Annotated in this window: 15 protein-coding genes and 1 pseudogene; 9 read left to right on the top strand and 7 right to left on the bottom strand. The window is 43.9% G+C overall.

All coding sequences use genetic code 11. The annotated features are described in order from the left end of the window. Together R2S67_RS21775 and R2S67_RS21770 are read left to right on the top strand one after the other, a co-directional pair. A partial coding sequence (locus R2S67_RS21775) for a hypothetical protein (protein WP_317347036.1) occupies positions 1-623 on the top strand: 623 nt, incomplete at its 5' end. A 284-nt stretch (positions 624-907) separates the two neighbouring features. Further along, a complete protein-coding gene (locus tag R2S67_RS21770; protein ID WP_317347035.1) occupies positions 908-1,909 on the top strand; it encodes a hypothetical protein in 1,002 nt (333 codons plus the stop codon). A gap of 122 nt (positions 1,910-2,031) precedes the next feature. On the opposite strand, the gene R2S67_RS21765 is transcribed toward R2S67_RS21770, so the two are convergent. Then, entirely contained in the window at positions 2,032-2,838 is an 807-nt protein-coding gene (locus R2S67_RS21765) for a sulfite exporter TauE/SafE family protein (protein ID WP_317347033.1), read from the bottom strand. A gap of 122 nt (positions 2,839-2,960) precedes the next feature. Here R2S67_RS21765 and R2S67_RS21760 point away from each other — a divergent pair, with 122 nt between their 5' ends. Beyond that, positions 2,961-3,755, top strand: coding sequence for a helix-turn-helix transcriptional regulator (locus tag R2S67_RS21760; protein ID WP_317347032.1), 795 nt, complete (start codon positions 2,961-2,963; stop codon positions 3,753-3,755). 181 nt (positions 3,756-3,936) lie between these two features. After that, positions 3,937-5,187: a DEAD/DEAH box helicase gene (locus R2S67_RS21755; RefSeq protein ID WP_317347031.1), complete on the top strand. Its 1,251-nt coding sequence runs from the start codon at positions 3,937-3,939 to the stop codon at positions 5,185-5,187. Positions 5,188-5,337: 150 nt separating this feature from the next. On the opposite strand, the gene R2S67_RS21750 is transcribed toward R2S67_RS21755, so the two are convergent. Further along, complete coding sequence (locus R2S67_RS21750; protein ID WP_005391068.1) at positions 5,338-5,751, bottom strand: VF530 family DNA-binding protein; 414 nt, start codon at positions 5,749-5,751, stop codon at positions 5,338-5,340. 487 nt (positions 5,752-6,238) lie between these two features. Between R2S67_RS21750 and R2S67_RS21745 the strand changes: the two genes are divergently transcribed. Then, positions 6,239-7,696 (top strand): DUF3360 domain-containing protein, encoded by a 1,458-nt coding sequence (locus R2S67_RS21745; protein ID WP_005391067.1) that lies wholly within the window; start codon positions 6,239-6,241, stop codon positions 7,694-7,696. 196 nt (positions 7,697-7,892) lie between these two features. Here the strand turns inward: R2S67_RS21745 and trpB are convergent, their stop codons facing one another. The 4 genes from trpB to R2S67_RS21725 all read right to left on the bottom strand — a co-directional run bounded on the left by trpB (position 7,893) and on the right by R2S67_RS21725 (position 12,827). Then, positions 7,893-9,116 (bottom strand): tryptophan synthase subunit beta, encoded by a 1,224-nt coding sequence (gene trpB / locus R2S67_RS21740; protein ID WP_317347030.1) that lies wholly within the window; start codon positions 9,114-9,116, stop codon positions 7,893-7,895. Between the two features lie 401 nt (positions 9,117-9,517). Beyond that, a complete protein-coding gene (gene rnr, locus R2S67_RS21735) occupies positions 9,518-11,764 on the bottom strand; it encodes a ribonuclease R (RefSeq protein WP_317347028.1) in 2,247 nt (748 codons plus the stop codon). A gap of 294 nt (positions 11,765-12,058) precedes the next feature. Next, a complete protein-coding gene (locus R2S67_RS21730; RefSeq protein ID WP_005375644.1) occupies positions 12,059-12,271 on the bottom strand; it encodes a cold-shock protein in 213 nt (70 codons plus the stop codon). A gap of 307 nt (positions 12,272-12,578) precedes the next feature. Continuing rightward, positions 12,579-12,827 (bottom strand): hypothetical protein, encoded by a 249-nt coding sequence (locus R2S67_RS21725; RefSeq protein WP_005391061.1) that lies wholly within the window; start codon positions 12,825-12,827, stop codon positions 12,579-12,581. Between the two features lie 287 nt (positions 12,828-13,114). On the opposite strand from R2S67_RS21725, the gene pcp reads away from it, so the two are divergent. The 4 genes from pcp (at position 13,115) to R2S67_RS21705 (ending at position 16,727) form a co-directional block, all read left to right on the top strand. Next, positions 13,115-13,753 carry a pyroglutamyl-peptidase I gene (gene pcp, locus R2S67_RS21720; protein ID WP_317347026.1) on the top strand — a complete coding sequence of 213 codons (639 nt, stop codon included), beginning with the start codon at positions 13,115-13,117 and terminating at the stop codon, positions 13,751-13,753. Between the two features lie 197 nt (positions 13,754-13,950). Further along, positions 13,951-14,214 (top strand): hypothetical protein, encoded by a 264-nt coding sequence (locus R2S67_RS21715; RefSeq protein WP_005391057.1) that lies wholly within the window; start codon positions 13,951-13,953, stop codon positions 14,212-14,214. A gap of 63 nt (positions 14,215-14,277) precedes the next feature. Next, positions 14,278-15,264, top strand: a complete 987-nt coding sequence (locus R2S67_RS21710; protein ID WP_317347025.1) for a GTP-binding protein — start codon at positions 14,278-14,280, stop codon at positions 15,262-15,264. Between the two features lie 170 nt (positions 15,265-15,434). After that, positions 15,435-16,727, top strand: coding sequence for a DEAD/DEAH box helicase (locus tag R2S67_RS21705; RefSeq protein WP_005386186.1), 1,293 nt, complete (start codon positions 15,435-15,437; stop codon positions 16,725-16,727). A gap of 65 nt (positions 16,728-16,792) precedes the next feature. On the opposite strand, the pseudogene R2S67_RS21700 reads toward R2S67_RS21705, so the two are convergent. Further along, a pseudogene (locus R2S67_RS21700) lies at positions 16,793-18,208 on the bottom strand (DUF6701 domain-containing protein); the annotation flags it as partial. Positions 18,209-18,331: the final 123 nt, after the last annotated feature.

Below are 18,331 nucleotides of genomic sequence, written 5' to 3'. Positions count from 1 at the left end.
GCCCTAGTGAAGTTTCACTAGACTTTCTATGTGCAAAAAAAGACGGAAGCTCTGGTTGTGAAGAAGTAAAGGAGATTGTTGGTAAACTTTCTGAATTTGGAAACACAAACATCTTTGGAATAATTGACTGGGATGGAAAAAATATAACGTCGGATAAGATTAAAGTTCTTGGCGAAAAGAATAGATATAGTATCGAAAACTACCTCCTTGATCCTTTGGTATTTCCTGCATACTTAATAAGAGAAAAATTCGTCGACAAAGAATATTATGGTCTTACTTGTACTGAAAACTTTTACGACATAAAAAACTTCACTGAAGGTAGACTTCAAAATATTATTGATACTTTTGTAGCTGAGATATCTGAACTAAAGCCTAAAGAGGCCTCTGACGAAACTCAAAAGTGTCTTCTGGAAAATGAGTTAGCCGTAAACATGCCGAGTTGGTACTTAATGTTTCAAGGACATGAGCTAGAGGGATTTTTGAAAGGTAAGTTCAAGCAATTACAAAGGTTTCGGAGAGAAGGCGATCTAAAAAAAGAAATCATCCAGAAGCTATATGATGATATTCCTGAAATATTCTCTAGAGACTTAAGTGAACTTTTTAGATCAATTCGAGAGAATTAATATAAAAAGTAACCCACTCGACGCAGCAATTCTGCGCTGAGATGGCTTTGTAATACTTCAAGCTATCCATAATTTGCTAATTTAGAAAATGGTATAACTTAGAATTATCCAAAAGCTTGCTGGCGCAGTTCAAAGCAGACACTTGCTTTGGGTTACTCGACTCTAAGTGACTTTATTGCTATGTTTCGCAAAATATATGGAGAATCTCCTGCGCGTTATTTTTCCAGATGCCGTGCAGAGTAATGTATTGATCGGCTGGGGTAAAAATGAAAACCAAAATAATAATGTCGTTTCTACTCGCTTCATTGTGTGTCAGTGTCAGCGCCAGTACGAATGAGCCGAAATACCATTCTGCGCTAACAGTCAAAACGGTATTCAGTGAAGACAGAGACAAGCCTGTAGAAGTCTACTACTGGTATCCCACAACGAACGAAAAAAACAACTTCACGTTTGGTAAGGGTAACATCTTTAAATCAGTCGAAACGCAGTTAGATGCCCCTTTAGCAAGTGGAAAATTTCCCGTTGTGCTTTTGTCGCAGGGCGGAACACGGTCAGCATTTTCCCATAGTGGTTGGATAGCTTCGGGCCTAGTGAAACAAGGTTATGTCGTTGTTGTACCAAAGCCTCCTGCACCAAACGAAATCAATGCAGAAATGGCTGTTGATGAAATCACATTCAGAACCAGTGATTTGGTGCTTGGGCTGAACGAATTAAGTTCGGTCGGGATACTGTCCGGAGGCGTAGATACAGATGCAGTGCAGGGTGTCGGCTTTTTTCTGGGCGGGACATCTATGCTGATGCTCTCCGGAGCGCAAATAAGCCCGGAAAAATATCGAACATCGTGTCACAACGCCACCAATATAGACTGTCATTGGTTACGTGAAAATAACGTTGGTATTACCAACATCCCGGATCAAAAATTCCCCCGATTTCAGTCTGAAAGCAAACTGAAATCGGTCGTCGCTATCAACCCTGAGCTAACGAAAACTTTTGTCCCTGAAACTCTGGCCTTGATGAAAAATACCATCACCGTGGTGACGCTTTCTGATCGGCTACATCCCGCACTGACACCAGCCGAATCACTTGTTGCTCTTCCCAATGTGACATTTCAAGAGATCCCCAGTGCGAGTCAGTTTAGTGCGTTCGCAGAATGTACTGAGCGTGGTATTAAAATTCTCGCATCAGAAGGGGAGGAAGCACTTTGCCAGGAGCGTGACGAGGTTTCCAGAAAGGACAATCACCAGCAAATTTTGGATGTAATTCTGGCTAGCTTAACAAAGTCATAAGAGTGCAACAATGCGGAGCTTTCTTACACATTGTGTGCTTGGACCTGCAAAGCGAGAAGTAAGTTTTTCAGGCTTGTCCCCACAACATATTGCAAGACATACTGATGACTGTATTACTTGCCCTAATTAAGTACTTGTACCAGCATTTTAAAACTTAGAAGAACACACAAAATACCAACGACTTTCTTAAGAACTTTATTTGGAAAATACTCTGCGCAACGCACTCCGATGCTAGTAGTTAAGTAGCTGCTAATGGAGAAGCTGATCATTGCAGGAAGGTATATGTATCCTAATACTAAGTTGTTCCAATCTGTATTTTCCCACCCGTTTAACATGTAACCGAGGCTTCCTGATAGCGCGATAGGGAAACCTATCGCAGCAGAGGTGCCAATAGCTCGTTTTACCTCAAAATTTTGCTGGACAAGATAGGGGATGATCAACCCTGCACCGCTTATAGAGACAAGTGCTGATACAGAGCCAATCACCGAGCCTACAGTCATATTACCGATAGCCCCGTGTGGGTTCGGGTTGTACTCATTTTCAGGGTTGAGAAACATCTTATAAGCTACATACAACATGAATACGCTGAAAAAACCTGCCAGATAGACTCCTTGTAGATACGATGCTACGAATGTGGCGCAAAATGTTCCGACTAGAACTCCGCTCAACATTTTTACTACCATTGTCGAGTCTACATTCTCTTTTTTGTAGTGAGCGCGCATGCTGCCCAATGTTGTAATAATCATCGAAGCCATTGATGTCCCTAACGCAAGATGGACCACTTCTGTATCAGCTATTCCCTGTAGTGAAAACAGAAACGCAAAAATCGGGACGGCCATTCCACCACCACCCACACCAACGAGTCCAGCGAGAAAGCCAATGCCCAAGCCCGTTGTAATGTAATAGATAATAAAGATAGGTTCGTTCATGATGGTTCTGCCTTCGATAAAATGGTCGTTGCTAAAATGTTACTCGAACGCTAACTTGCTATGGTAACGTTATGAGGACAGAAAATAATGAATAATGGCCAAAATGGAATTGAGTAAATAAAGTGACAAACTCTGACTACAGCGAATGGAAAAATGGCGCCGCACTGATCGCTAAGGAGTGGCAGCATGAAAGGAGCGACTTCAAACATTTGGATCAACGGCCACATAATTGGCACAGTCATCATCGAGGCCAGTTACTGTGTATAGATGAAGGGCTAATTCAGGTCAAAACCGATGAAGGAACGTGGATACTACCACCTCACCGAGCTGGTTGGATCCCCCCGGGTGCGATGCACAGTGTTTATTTTTGTGGTTCTCTGAAAGGTCGTTCATTACTGTTTACTCCAGAGAGTTGTGAGCGGTTTCCAATGAGACCTTGTGTGATCCAAATGAGCGATGTCTTGAAAGCCCTATCGGTTAGAGCATCGATATGGAGCAAAACAGACGATCTATCCATACAGTCTTTACGTATTCTTGCCGTAATATCCGATGAAATCGTCAATTGCCCTCATGAGTCACTCCACATCCCACTGCCCAGAGATCCGAGACTGCAAAAAGTTACTCAAGCGATTTTAATAGACCCAAACAGCAAACATTCTGTGGAGCATTGGGCAAAGATCGGGGCAGTCTCATCTCGGACGTTAAGACGATTGATTCGAAGTGAGTTAAACATGAGTTTTAGTGAATGGCGGCAACAAGCACTGCTAATACATTCGTTAGAAATGATGGCTTGCGGAGAATCCGTAGGAGAGGTTGCACATGCTTTGGGTTATTCGACGCCCAGTAACTTTATCGCGATGTTTCGTCGGGTCTATGGTGATTCACCCACGCGTTACTTTTCGAGTCGTGGCATATAGTTGCCAAGAGCTTACCTAAATTAGGTTCGTTTTTATGTACTGAGGTTTTACATACATTTACTCACCCAACATAAATACGTGCTTCTCTCACCAATATTCTGTTTGGGCCATTATCGCTAACATCCAGACGCGAAATAGCATAAGATACACGGCCTTTACTAGCACTGAGCCACTCATCGTAATGACAGATAAAACACAGCAAGCGACATTTGCCGATCTTGGTCTGATTCCAACCTTAGTCGAGCGACTAGAAGCGTTAGAATACAGCCAACCGACGCCCATTCAATCTCATACCATTCCTTATATCCTTGAAGGGAAAGACATTGTTGGCGGTGCCAATACGGGATCTGGTAAAACCGCTGCTTTTTCGCTGCCAATTCTGCAAAAAATTGTTCAGCAAAACGAAACAAATCATCGCCGTGGTAACTTCGTTTCTCACCTGATTTTAGTTCCAACTCGTGAGCTGGCATCACAGGTGGCATACAACGTCAAATCTTACTCATACCATCTTAGAGATAAGATCAAAACGGTTGCCGTATTTGGTGGTGTATCGGTGAACCCACAAATGCTGGCGCTTCGTGGTGGCTGTGACATTATCGTAGCTACGCCGGGTCGATTACTTGATCTGGTATCCAGTAACGCGATTAAGTTGGACCAAGTAAAAACGCTCGTGCTCGATGAAGCTGACCGTATGTTGAGCCTCGGATTTATCGAAGAACTCAATAAGATTCTTGCGTTACTGCCAGAGAAGAAACAGACGCTGCTATTTTCTGCTACTTTCCCTGATAAAGTCACGACGCTGTCTCAGCAATTGCTCCGCGACCCTGTTGAAGTTCAGTTGCAGAGCGCAGAAGCCAGCACTTTGGTGCAACGCGTGTTTAGTGTAAATAAAGGTGAGAAAACGGCGGTACTTGCGCACTTAATCAAACAGCATCAGTGGCGACAGACTTTGATTTTTGTGAATGCTAAGAATGCCTGTAACCATTTAGCTCAAAAACTGTCAAAACGCGGTATTACAGCTGAAGTTTTCCATGGTGATAAAGGGCAGGGCGCTCGTACTCGTGTACTTGACGGTTTTAAGTCTGGCGAGATTCAAGTTCTTATTGCCACCGATATCGCAGCACGTGGCCTTGATATTGAAAAGCTGCCAGTGGTGATTAACTTCGATCTCCCGCGTAGTCCTGCTGACTATATGCATCGAATAGGGCGTAGTGGTCGTGCTGGTGAAGTGGGTCTAGGGTTATCTCTTATCGATTACGATGACTACCACCATTTCAAAGTGATAGAAAAGAAAAATAAGTTCCAACTTGAACGCGAGCAGGTAGTAGGTTTTGAAGTGGAAGACGATCAGAGTGAAGCCTACTTTTTACCAATGAAGCCGCGAGCAAAGCCGGCAGGTACGGGTAAAAAGAAGAAAAAGCGTAGTCAATAGAATACGTAAACAACCTGTGAGTTTACTTACGGGAGGCGCTGGAGAAGGGGGCGCACTAGCTTGAGTATTCGCTTCTAGCCATTTCTTTAAAGAACAATAGAGCCTTGCTGGAGCTACCAGTAGGGCTCTATTGCTTTTCAAGGTTATGTACTATCGACGCGTCGGACGTCCACGAGGTGAGCGTTTTTTAAATGCGGATGCAGCTTTAGCTTGTGACTTGAGGATAGAGTCAACGGTTAGCGGCATTGGCTCTTTAGGTTCAAGACCATGCGGGAACGTACGAGCTCTCGGTGGTAAATCATATTCTTCTTCACTTGCGCGTGGCATGCGCTTAAAGCGATAAAGGTAAAAGTTTTCTAATTTTTCTCTCGCCCATTCGGTCTTCTTTAAATACTTCACACTACTTGCAATCGAAGGCTTAGTGTTAAAGCAATTAAAGCGCATTGCTGTATCTAGAATGTCCCAGCCATAAAAATCCACCAACTCTTGCAACATAGTTTCTAGCTTTAACCCGTGCAGTGGGTTGTTTCGTTGCAGTTCGATTCTTTCTTCGTCAGTCATCATTTTAGGGGCCTTACTAATCAAAGGGTGGAGTTTAGCAAAGTATACATTACAGAGATATCTATAGTTAGGCAGCGATGGTTTGGATTGCAACTCGATTTGATGTTGTTAGTGCGTACTTGCATGAGCAAAATTAACCAATTACCTGTGTGAATACGGATATGTTTTTTCTACCTTGAAAAGCACAGGTGGAGTTGCGACTGTTCCTCTTCTTGAATTGCTGTTCAAAAAACTCTCACTAAACATCAGCGTACTCTAATGTCATGTTAAATATTTGTGCGATAAGTGAGATTTTTGTTGCCCTTTTACTAATGTCTAATATTCCTACCGATAGCAACACATGCTTAATAGGCTCAAATCAAAATTAGCCATACCGCTTTCTGAGTGTGGCCTCGATGTTTGATGTGGGTGTTGTCTCGTATTGGTCTGTATACCAAGCGAAACTCTAGTTGGCATAGTTCAACGTTGAAATATAACAAAGGATAGCTCAATGTCTGACTCAAGTAAGACCTTTTACAGGGATGTGCGCAAAAAACCGCATGAATTTGAAAGTCGTGAAGACTTTCTAAACCATGATTTAACTATCATGAGCTTTCGTCGCTGGGGTATTCATTTGCCATCACGTGATTACAGTATTGAAATCGAAGACTGGGTGCCTGCATTAGCCGCAACCATTGGTAAAGTGGTTATGGTCACCGCTATGGTTGCTGCCTTTGCTGCTCAGTTCGGTTTATCTCCGGAGTTCGTTGCAGAAAACGTGCGTTACGAATTGCTTATCGCGGGTGCTCTGTTCGTTATTTTGTTTTCTGCCATCCTAAACCCGAATGCAAACCTAGCCGGTACCCACGGCCCAATGATACCGCTGATTCCCATGATTGCTGCTGCAGGAGGGCATCCTCTGGCGCTTGGCTTGATGGTATGTGCTTTTGGCTTAATTCTCGCTTTGACTAAAGGCGGTTCTAAACTCATGACCTTGACTGGCATTGGAGTTCGAGGAGGGTTATTGATCTACCTAGGCGCTGTTGGGTTGCTCGGACAAATTAATAAGACTGAGGCGTGGGCTGCAAGTACAGACCAAGGTTACATTTCGTTTGTGGTCATTGGTCTAACGGTTATGGTTTATGCCTACCTAGCTAAGATCAACAAGCGTTGGTTGGCAATCCCACTGTGCTCTGCACTCGCGGGTATTGTTGCTTATTTGATGGGCGCTGAGTTTGCTTTTACCACAGAACCGGGCTTGCCTAATTTCAGTCCATTCTACTGGTGGGGTGAAGATACAGGCTGGCAACTAGGTTGGCCAACCTTAGAGCACTTTATTGCCGTGACTCCATTTGCGCTACTGGCAGTCGCTATGTGGTCCCCTGATTATCTCGGCCATCGTGTGTTCCAAGAACTTAACTACCCAAAAGAAGCGAAAGGCGTACTCATGGATGTCGACGACACGATGGTCGGAGCGTCTGTTCGTCAGGGGGTTGGCTCACTCTTAGGGGGCGGTAACTTAGCTTCTTCTTGGGGGACGTACATGATTCCAGCCGCAATTGCTAAACGTCCTATTCCAGGTGGCGCACTGTTAACGGGTTTCATGTGTATTGCCGCGGCGGTAATTGGTTACCCTATGGATCTAGCGATGTGGGAGCCTGTTCTGCGTGTTGCTTTGATTGTCGGTGTATTCTTACCGCTTTTAGAAGCGGGTATGCAGATGATCCACAAGCATAAAGATTCACTCAGTGCCGGTATCTGTATTTTTGCCTGTGCATTCGTTAATCCAGTCTTTGGCTGGGCAATCACGATGCTGCTGGATAACCTTGGACTTATCGGCGACCATGAGCGTGCCAACGAACTCTCGAGAAAAGATAAATACCTGATTCCTGGCACTGCATTTATCGTTTGTGCAGGTTCGCTTGCTGTCGTTGGTCAGCTTCCGGGTATTCCTGCTCTGATCGGTTAATCGAATTATGTTCTAAAGGACTAGTTGGAGTGGTAAGTAAGAGGGCTTTCTCAAGCTATGCCTATTTCTCAAAAGTAAAAGGTTTGGACTGTGTAGTTAAGCCTTCAAAGCGCATGTAGGGAAAGCAAGGCTCAAACAAAAAGCTACCTAGTAATAGGTAGCTTTTTGTATAGACATTTAGCCTACGAAGTCGTGACTAAATAATTGATTCAATGCCATATTTTTCGCCGTAGTGTTCAACGACAAAATCAATGTCTTTGTCACCGCGACCGGATAAGTTGATCAGAATTGAGCCAGTTTCTCCTTGCTTCGCGAGTTTAATCGCGTAAGCGACAGCGTGTGCGGATTCAATCGCTGGAATAATCCCCTCTTCGCGAGACAGTTCAAAGAATGCATCAATCGCTTCGTCATCGGTGATTGAGCCGTAATTGACACGGCCAATGTCTTTTAAGTAACTATGCTGAGGCCCAACCGATGGGTAATCCAAGCCACTTGCTACAGAGTACACTTCCTGAGGTTCGCCTTGCTCATCTTTAAGCATGTAAGACTTAAATCCGTGCATAATACCTGGCTCACCGAGTGTGAGTGTTGCAGCATGCTCGCCAACCTTTTTCAAAGAGCGGCCAGCGGGCTCGACGCCGTGAATAGCGACTTGTTCATCGTCTAAGAAAGCAGTAAATAGCCCCATCGCGTTAGAACCACCTCCAACGCATGCGACGAGATTATTGGGTAACTTGCCTGCCATTTCTTTGAATTGAACTCGTGCTTCGTTACCGATAATTGATTGGAAATCTCGTACCATTTTAGGGAATGGGTGAGGGCCAACGACAGAGCCTATCGCATAAAGTTGTGTGTCAGGATCTTTTAGGTAGGCTTCGAAGGCAGAATCAACCGCTTCTTTGAGAGTCTTGCGCCCGTGAGTAGCAGGGATGACATTGGCACCAAGGATTCTCATACGAACGACATTCGGGTGCTCTTTGGCAATATCAACTTCACCCATGTAAATATCGCACTTTAAGCCGACCAGTGCGGCGGCTGTCGCAAGCGCGACACCATGTTGTCCTGCGCCAGTTTCAGCAATCAGTTTCTTCTTACCCATCTTTTTAGCGAGAATGGCTTCTCCTAAGCAGTGGTTAATTTTATGTGCGCCTGTATGGTTTAAGTCCTCGCGCTTTAGGTAGATGTCTGCTCCGTATTTCTTAGACAAGTTTTCTGCATGGAAGATTGGGCTAGGTCGTCCAACAAAGTGCTTATACAGGCGAGCAAGCTCCGTTTTAAATTCAGGATCTTTGCTGCATTCCTCATAAGCTGCGTTGATGTCACGCATGATTTGTTCAAGCTCCGGCGGCACGAAGCTACCACCGTATTCACCAAAGTATCCTTCTTCATTGGGCATGATGAGATCAAACGAGTTTTTCATTATTTACATCCTAGTTAACGAAAGTATTGATACTTTTATACCCAAAATTTGGAAGAGGTTGTGTGATCAGTTGCTTAAATCAGAATTCGCGATCTAGTGAACTAGTTAAAAAGTACAATTTGTGTAGTTGTTAACGGGTTGGATATAACATAAGGTGGGGTTTCAGAGGCGCAAAAAAGCCCCGAGAGATCCTAGGCTGTCATAAGAGCCTCTCGAGGCAAACAGAGTGCTGGAAATACACTCTGCGATGGTGTCTGGAAACAAAAGTTAGATTCGTTTCCTTTGCCAGATATTAGGGTTTTAGAATGAGCTGATGTCAGCGAAATGTCACAAGTTAATCGCGGTATCTAAAGCTTATTTTTTATTTTTGAACAATGGGTTAGAAAATAGACTACAACAGACTAACCTACCGTGTGTTCTGCATCTTTTAAATTGAACATGATCTTTCTTTGTTTCGAATCGACGTCTTTAACTAACACGTGCACTTTAGTCCCTAAAGTAAACGTGGTGCTCTGGCTGGAAATTTTTTGTTTGACTGCATCAAATTCGAACTCACCATTTTGGAAACTTGATAAAGGAATGAGACCTTCGATTCGGTTTTCCTCTAACTCAACAAATACCCCGAAGTGTGTGACCCCAGACACTGTCCCCGTGAAGTGTTGCCCGATAAATGGCTTCATGTAATGACATTTCAGTGCTGACTCAACCTCTCGACTCACTTCATCTGCCTGACGAGATTGATGCGAACAGTGCACGCTCAGTTGCTCGATTACTTTTGTATCGTAAGGGTAGTTGTCCGCAGCACCTGTCAATTGACGAAGAGGTTTTAGTTTCATGAGCAGACTGCGTAACTTGCCTGTTTTTTGCTCTCGAAGTTTAGCGCGAATGGCGCGGTGAACGAGTAAGTCTGGGTAACGACGAATTGGCGAAGTAAAGTGCGCGTATGCGTCATAGGCTAAACCGAAGTGACCCATATTCTTCGGCGAATACTCGGCTTGACTCTGAGAACGTAGCAGTAGGGTACGAATCACATCACACTCATCTAAATCTCGTACTTGTTCCAGTAATGCGTTGTAGTCATGAGAAGTTGGTTTATCACCACCCGCAAGCGTTAGCCCTTTGTCTGCAAGCATCATTCTTAATGAAGACAGTTTTTTCATCTGAGGACCAGAGTGCACGCGGTATAAGCTCGGTATTTTTTGTTGCTGCAAAAATTGAGCGGTGGCAACGTTGGCACACAGCATGAATTCTTCGATCATTCGGTGGGCATCATTTCGAACTACCGGAACGATGGACGCGATTTTCTTTTTATTGTTTAACGTGAATGAAAGCTCTTGCGTGTCAAAATCAATGGCACCACGGACTTGACGTTGACCAGATAGGTTCAAATACAAGCGATGGAGATTCACCAGATGCTGTTTAATGTTTTGTTTTGGGTTCTTACCTTGGTATTTTTTTGCTTCCGTTGATTGGGAAACAATGCGGTAAGCTTCGTTATAAGTTAAACGAGCATGCGAGTGAATGATCCCTTCAGAAAACTCTGAATCTAGCATGTTACCTTCGTCGTCAAAGGTCATCTCACATACCATAACCAATCGGTCTTCATTCGGGTTAAGCGAGCACAAACCGTTAGATAATGTTTCTGGTAGCATTGGTACAACGTATCCGGGGAAGTAAACGGACGTTGCACGAGATTGCGCCTCAAGATCTAAATGGTCGTTTGGCTGAACGTAGTGAGATACGTCTGCAATCGCAACGAATAACTTCCAATGCCCATTGTCCATTTGGTATGCGTAAACGGCATCATCAAAGTCTTTCGCGTCGTCCCCATCGATAGTGACGAACGGTAAATCTCGATAATCCACTCGTGACGTTTTGTCTTTTTCTTCTACGTGATTGCCAAATGCGGAAGCAGCGTGAAGAACTTCATCATCCCAATGGTCATTGATGCCATGTCGACGTAACGCCAATTTAACTTCAATCCCTGCTTCTCCCGGACGCCCTAATACTTCCGCCACTTCAACTGTTGTTGATTGTCTGTGATCTGGATAGGCAGTGACTTTACAATGAACGAGTTTACCGGCACTTTTGGTGATAAGATCATTTGGTGTGACATGAATGGTTTGAGTCAGTTTCGCGCTTTCTGGCACTAGATAGAAGTTCGAACCTTTTCTCTTTAACAAGCCTACGATGTGGGTTGTTTTTCGTTCCACTATTTTGATGAAACGATGATTTGAGCGTCCTTGATGCTGAGCATTGCCTTTCAGAACCAGTACGATATCGCCATCAAACACATGAGTAAGTTGGTGTTTAGGTAAGAAAAGGTCTTTTTCATTACTGTCGTAAGTGACAAAACCAAAGCCGTCTGCGTGAATGCTGACCTTTCCAGAAACCAAAGCGGTTTGATCGACTTTTTTATAACCACGGCGATGCGTGAAAATCAACTGGCCATCGCGCTCCATAGCGCGTAAACGTTTTTTTAAAGCGTCTTTTTGTGGTTTCTCATCTAAGCCAGTAGAGCGAGAAATTTGCTCGTGACTTAAGTGATTTTTGACTTTATCGAATAGGCTAAGGATAACGTCTCGGCTAGGGATAATTTGCTCGTAATTATTAGAATTTATTGATTGTGCGGATATATTTAATTTCATTTTTTTCTCTTATATTCGCCAATCGCTTTTATTTTATAAACTTTATTTATATGAGCAAAGCATGAGGCGAAGTGATTCAGATATGAATCAGATTAATTTAATTCCAAACTGGAATTGCAAGGTAGGTAGTGTGATTACCTAAAGATGTATACCAAAGTGACTTTATTGAAAGTGATTAATGACGGTGTGGGAGAGGTAAGTGATTTGGGTATATAAACTTAGATAGAGAATAGTAAGGGCGGCAATAAGTGGAAGGGGATTGTGGCACCAACAACGTTGATGCCACACAAAGAATTACAGTGCTGTTACTTCAGCAGCTTGTAAACCTTTGTTACCTTGTTCAACAACGAACGATACTTTTTGGCCTTCAGTAAGAGTTTTGAAGCCTTCAGAAACAATAGAACGGAAGTGAACGAATACGTCATCACCGCCATTGTCTTGAGAAATAAAACCAAAACCTTTAGTTTCGTTGAACCATTTTACTGAACCAGTTAATTTATTAGACATAGATACCTCTATATTTGATTGTTTTAAATATTGAATTTTTAGCTAATATCAAGTGCTACTATATGATTTTAGAGATAACTATTTTGTCGCAGGAACGTAAACGAGGAATTCGATGTGGAACTGAGAGAAACTTTGATCTTTAATTACATTAATAGCTCTTTCCGTAAGAGCTGATGTGCAGTATACCGACAAAATTAATAAAGGCTAGCCTTTTCTTTTTTTATTTTTTAAGTACACCAAGCGCATTGCTTTCAAAGCATACGCTTGGTGTATAAGACGGCATGGTGTTATAGATGGTGCTGAGCGCTTAGTGTTTTCTGGTTGAGCCGTTACGAACGATGTCTTTACCATTGTCATATACGTGCTGCGAAACCCAGCGGCCAAGGAGCAATTGGTGCTTTTCTCCTAATACGGCAACAAATGGACGGCCATCGGTATTAGAGGTGGCTAGCGCAACGCCAGTGACACCTTCAAGACCCAGAGCGCCGCTTTCTACTAAATGCAGAAATGCCTCTAACTCTTCAATCGTTTCGATTACATGGTTATCAATATTCATTGTATTCAATCTCTTCGAATTGCATTGCGGTCGCGTACTCTACCTAAGTTAAGCGTGGAAACCAAGTTTCTGCGTGAGCCATGTAATGAGAGAGCCTCGCCCTGCCACTAATCATCGATAGTTAGTCTCGATAGTCCGGAACTTGTCTAGATTCAATAAAGTGAAAACCCTCGCTTGTTAGACATGAGTCACATAATGTTGTCTGGCTTATGTCAACAATACTTTTGCTATTGGATGGGGTGAAGGGGAGTGCAATAATTTGTGAAACTCTTTTCCTAAAGGCTGTTATGAAGAAAGTCCTGATTACCGGTTTTGAACCTTTTGGTGGTGACGCCATTAATCCCGCCTTAGAAGCGGTGAAGCGATTAGAGGGTGCGGCAATAGAAGATGCCATGATCGTTACTTGCCCAGTTCCTGTGATTCGGCATAAGTCAGTGAATACCGTTATTGATGCAATAGAAGCGCACCAGCCAGATTGTGTGATTACCGTTGGGCAAGCGGCCGGACGTGGCGCGATCACCCCAGAGCGTGTCGCAATTAATGTGGATGATTTTCGTATTCCAGATAACGCTGGTCATCAGCCAATTGATGAACCCGGAGTGGCTGACGGCCCAGATGCTTACTTCTCGACGCTGCCGATAAAGCGTGTTGTTCAAACGCTGCAAAAGCAGGGGATACCTAGCCAGATTTCCAACAGTGCCGGAACATTTGTATGTAACCACCTTTTTTATGGCATCCAACATTATCTAAAAGACAAACCAATTCGTCATGGGTTTGTTCATATCCCATTATTGCCAGAACAAGCAGCAGGTGGCAGTCAGCCTTCCATGTCTCTGGAGATGATAGTCGAAGGGCTAAGGCTGGTGGCTCAAGTTTGTATTGCCAATGAAAACGACATATTGGTCAGCGGCGGGTCGATTTGCTAGTAAGTGTTTTACAGTCCACTAAGTGTCTGAAAGCTAGTAATAAGTTCATCGTTTGATGTTGCAATAAATGTTAGCTTTGTCAAATTTCACAAGTAGCGAAAGGAGTAGCATTGAATAGTCAGGTTGGATGTTGTTCAAACTGGCATTCCCCTAGTACAGGAGGTGTTAGGGGCTACCCTTACGAAAGGCGAGTTATCATGAAAAGCAACAAAAGTAAGTCAATCGCACTTATCTCTGTCGTTGTTTTCGCATTGGCTATCGCTGCGCTTAAATTCGAAAACACACTCGGAGTTCTTCCCATCGTAGTCGCTATTATCGCGTTTTTTACCTGCGTCATTTACACCAGTATGTATCTTTCTGATATGAAGCGTTCAGAGTTGATAAGTCACTCTGATCATTCTCAAAAAATGTGTACCCACGCATCACGCAATGAGCTTGATGAGCGCGATAAAAAGCGTTGAAGCGAGTCACATTCTCCGTATACTTTGCTGGAGCATTAATGCACTAACGTGTCGGAGATAAGCATGTCAAATCGAGTACCAACCAACATACTGACCGGATTTTTGGGTGTCGGTAAAACGACCACGATTTTAAATCTACTGAAGAACAAACCGGAAAACGAAAGCTGGGCGGTTTTGGTCAATGAATTTGGTGAGATTGGCATCGACGGTGCATTGATGACAGACCAAGGTGCGCTGATTAAAGAAGTGCCGGGTGGCTGTATGTGTTGCACGGCGGGTGTGCCGATGTCGGTCGGTATTACCGCGTTACTGCGCCAAAAACCGGACCGTTTATTGATTGAGCCGACAGGCCTTGGTCATCCAAAACAGGTTATCGCGACGCTTACCTCAGAACAGTATGAACCTTACGTTGATCTAAAAGCGACGATCGCTCTGGTTGATCCGCGTAACTTAAGTGATGAAAAATATCTTTCTAACCAAAATTTCGTGGACCAGTTAGACAGCGCAGATGTGGTTATAGGCAGTAAGGTTGACCTTTGTACCTGTCACGACATTGATGTGTTTAATGACTGGGTGACGGACCAATCTCCCTCAAAAGTATTCAGTAAGCTTATTCATGACGGTGAGTTACCGATAGAAGTCTTGGATATCGAACGGGTTTACGGCAGCGCTTCTTCCCATATCGAGTCACATCATCATGACCATGCTCACCAAGAGCCTCAATTCCAGTTGCCGCCAGGTGAAGCCTTTGTGCGCAAAGAGAACAAAGGGCAAGGGTATTTTAGTTGCGGGTGGTTGTTTGGGGCAGAGTACACGTTTGATTTTGATAAACTTTTCTCAATGCTTTCGGAATTAACGGCGGAACGTGTTAAAGCGGTGGTCAACACAGATCAGGGGTGTTACGCGTTTAATGTTGCCAACCGAGTCGTGTCGGTGAATGAAATCAGCTTAGAAGGGTTTGAATCACGATTAGAAGTGATAGATTCTCAGTTGTTGCCATGGGATGAACTTGAGCAAATTCTCCTTCAGTTGTCTGGCATTAAGCGTTAAATCGAACAAATGTTAAACGGAAACGGTGAACCAGCAATCTGTCTGCGTTCGCCGTTTTTTCTTTTGTAGCGTTTCAATGAGAAAAGTGAGATAAATCACTCAAATTCGGGTATAGTGCACGGCTAAATTTTTAAAGCTATTTTTAGTGGTTTGTTTAAGGAATACGCTCAATGTCATTTTCATCTCAAGGTTTTGCGCCAGAAGTGGTTAAAGCACTGGCAGAATGCGGTTATGAAAAGTTAACGCCAATTCAACAGAAGGCGATTCCAATGGCTCGCAAAGGCCATGATATTTTCGCTACAGCACAAACAGGTACTGGTAAAACGGCTGCGTTTTCTCTGCCTATGATTCAGCAGTTGTTAGACAGTAACCGTAGCGCTTCTCGTAAGACTGCTCGTGCACTTATCTTGGCTCCAACTCGCGAGCTTGCTGAACAAATTGCTGACAACATCAAAGCTTATACGAAGTACACCAATCTGTCGGTGGCGGCGATTTTCGGTGGCCGTAAAATGTCTTCTCAGGTTGCGGCACTGGAAAATGGTGTTGATATCCTTGTGGCTACACCTGGTCGATTGGAAGAACACATCGAACAAGGTAATGTCTCGGTTGCACACTTAGAGTTTTTGGTGTTTGATGAAGCAGACCGTATCTTGGATATGGGCTTTATTCATGCAGTTCGTAAGATCATGCTGGATGTGGATACAGACCCACAAATCATGATGTTTTCGGCAACGACTTCAAGCCAGCTAAACCTGTTAGCGAAAGACATTCTGCGTAAACCAAAACGTATCGAAGTAGAGCGTGCAAATACTACGGCACAAACAGTTGCTCACGTGCTATATCCAGTTGATCAAGAGCGAAAAACGGAACTGCTTTCAGAGCTAATTGGTCGCAAAAACTGGAAACAAGTGTTGGTATTTGTGAACTACAAAGAGACCGCAAACGAAGTGGTAAAAGAGCTGAAACTTGATGGTATCAAAGCGGTGGTTTGCCATGGTGACCGTGCTCAAAGCGCTCGTCGTCGTGCGCTAGAAGAGTTCAAGTCTGGCAAAGCACGTGTCATGGTGGCTACCGATGTCGCTGCTCGAGGTCTAGATATTGAAGACTTACCTCACGTTGTGAACTATGACATGCCTTTCCTAGCGGAAGATTACGTTCACCGAATTGGTCGTACGGGTCGTGCAGGTAAACAAGGTCATGCTGTTTCATTTGTAAACCGAGATGAAGAGCTCACGGTGGTTCAGGTTGAAAATCTAATCCAGCAACGCATTCGCCGTATTGAGCTTGCAGGCTATGAACCAAAACAGCGTGAATCTTACATTGAAAAGCTGCACTCAAAACCAGCATTCAAGAATCGTCAAGGTCGTCGTAATAATCCGAACCAGTCGGCAACAGACCAAGGGTCGGCAGAGCGTCGTCTTGCTATGGTGAAGCGCCTGAAAGCGCGTCGTGGCGCAAAGTAAATTACATCAGTTTGTGATGAAAAGAGCCCCTCAATTGAGGGGCTCTTTTTGTTTGCCGTTTCGCGTTAATTTAGGCCAAGCATATTGGGTTCACCACGATAAATAATGCGATCGTTTCCTCGGTGAATACCAAACGTAACAATGACGGGTGGGTTTTCCTCTTCACTTGTAGAGCTATCCCAGTCGTATTTCAGCCAAGGGATGCGATTGCCTGAGCTGTCTAAATCTAGGTGGAATTGTATTTGCTCGCGCGCTGAGTCAATTTGGCTTGCAACGATATCGGTCATTCTGCCAATACTCATCGTTCCAACGCCAGAAAGCAGGGCGTTGTTTGCTGGCGCATGCGACCAAATTGGCGTGCTGAAGTAATATTCACCATTCGCCGTTGTTGAGCTGTCATCGAAGTTAGTCGTAAATCGACCGTTTTGCCAAATTTCCACATCAAGTGGCACTTTGATCACCATGCCTTGGTTGCCACCCACATCTTGAAAGTTCAAACGACCGAATCGAATGTCCGGTTGTTGAGTGAGCATTTCGCTGTTATCAAAGAAATTTACCTCATCAACGGCTTTAGTCGTGACTATACCTATTTTGCTGCTGTCACTGTTAGTCCCTTTATTAAATGGGCCATCAGGATATTGTTTATCGGTCGTGTTCTTTTTCCAACATGGGCTATTGTTACAAGTCGCATTGGTTGAGGGCTTCTCGATAACAAACGTTCCGACACTCGCGTTACCCAGTAGTTTCCAGTCTACCTTCTTAGGCTTAGGCGGCAAAAACCGATCGGAGTATGAGCTTAGTTCGCCTAAGTCGAAATGTTGTTGAAGGTTAGATGAAAAGTGGACGTAGTTCTTCACGTTTTCCTTATTCGCATTGAGTGCGACAACATCGTAAGTGACTTTCTCAAAAGGTTGATTCATGTAAGCAAAAGTTTGGCCATGTGGGTAGTGCCATTCTTGGTCTTGCACTTGAAAATATTTTGGGTAAAAACGACCGATGTAACGATAGCCTTCGTTAACAGTCATACCTAGATATTTACTTTCTAGGTTTGCTTTTACTCTCAAGCTCCCGACTTCTTCCCAATATAATCCATTAAAGACGAATTGATCATTCTTGGCTGAATTATGCGCCTGAGCCAGTGAGTCACTACTTTGTAGCAATTTCGAGGTTTGGTTCGCTGTCTCTGATGGCGTATATTGCTCACTCGACAAGACAACCGATGCTGCTGGAGCGCCATCAAGCATAAAATTACGGGTGATAGATGCATCACAATAACGTGCTGATTCAACAGAACCACTTACAGAGCCGTCAGGTTGCCAAATGATGGGTTTCACTGTTAGAGAGAAAAGTTCTCCGGCAGCAATAAACCCATCTCCTTGTTCAGAGGTGCCAGAAGGCAAAGCACGTTGGTTGTCACAGATAGCCAGTGTCCATGGTCGCGAGTACACATTAAATGTTCCTTTCACTTCCACTTTGCCTTCTGGCACCTCTGAACAAGGAGATGGGTTTATTGCTGCCGGAGAACTTTTCTCTCTAACAGTGAAACCCATCATTTGGCAACCTGACGGCTCTGTAAGTGGTTCTGTTGAATCAGCACGTTATTG

The sequence above is a fragment of the Vibrio sp. T13N genome, assembly GCF_032970445.1.
Taxonomy (GTDB): domain Bacteria; phylum Pseudomonadota; class Gammaproteobacteria; order Enterobacterales; family Vibrionaceae; genus Vibrio; species Vibrio diabolicus.
This window is presented reverse-complemented; position numbering and strand designations above follow the sequence as displayed.

Coding starts and splice junctions, on each gene's coding strand:
- rnr (WP_317347028.1), bottom strand. CDS start 11,764: ATGAAATTAAATATATCCGCACAATCAATAAATTCTAATAATTACGAG.
- trpB (WP_317347030.1), bottom strand. CDS start 9,116: ATGAAAAACTCGTTTGATCTCATCATGCCCAATGAAGAAGGATACTTT.
- R2S67_RS21730 (WP_005375644.1), bottom strand. CDS start 12,271: ATGTCTAATAAATTAACTGGTTCAGTAAAATGGTTCAACGAAACTAAA.
- R2S67_RS21705 (WP_005386186.1), top strand. CDS start 15,435: ATGTCATTTTCATCTCAAGGTTTTGCGCCAGAAGTGGTTAAAGCACTG.
- R2S67_RS21715 (WP_005391057.1), top strand. CDS start 13,951: ATGAAAAGCAACAAAAGTAAGTCAATCGCACTTATCTCTGTCGTTGTT.
- R2S67_RS21710 (WP_317347025.1), top strand. CDS start 14,278: ATGTCAAATCGAGTACCAACCAACATACTGACCGGATTTTTGGGTGTC.
- R2S67_RS21770 (WP_317347035.1), top strand. CDS start 908: ATGTCGTTTCTACTCGCTTCATTGTGTGTCAGTGTCAGCGCCAGTACG.
- R2S67_RS21755 (WP_317347031.1), top strand. CDS start 3,937: ATGACAGATAAAACACAGCAAGCGACATTTGCCGATCTTGGTCTGATT.
- R2S67_RS21745 (WP_005391067.1), top strand. CDS start 6,239: ATGTCTGACTCAAGTAAGACCTTTTACAGGGATGTGCGCAAAAAACCG.
- R2S67_RS21750 (WP_005391068.1), bottom strand. CDS start 5,751: ATGATGACTGACGAAGAAAGAATCGAACTGCAACGAAACAACCCACTG.
- R2S67_RS21765 (WP_317347033.1), bottom strand. CDS start 2,838: ATGAACGAACCTATCTTTATTATCTATTACATTACAACGGGCTTGGGC.
- pcp (WP_317347026.1), top strand. CDS start 13,115: ATGAAGAAAGTCCTGATTACCGGTTTTGAACCTTTTGGTGGTGACGCC.
- R2S67_RS21725 (WP_005391061.1), bottom strand. CDS start 12,827: ATGAATATTGATAACCATGTAATCGAAACGATTGAAGAGTTAGAGGCA.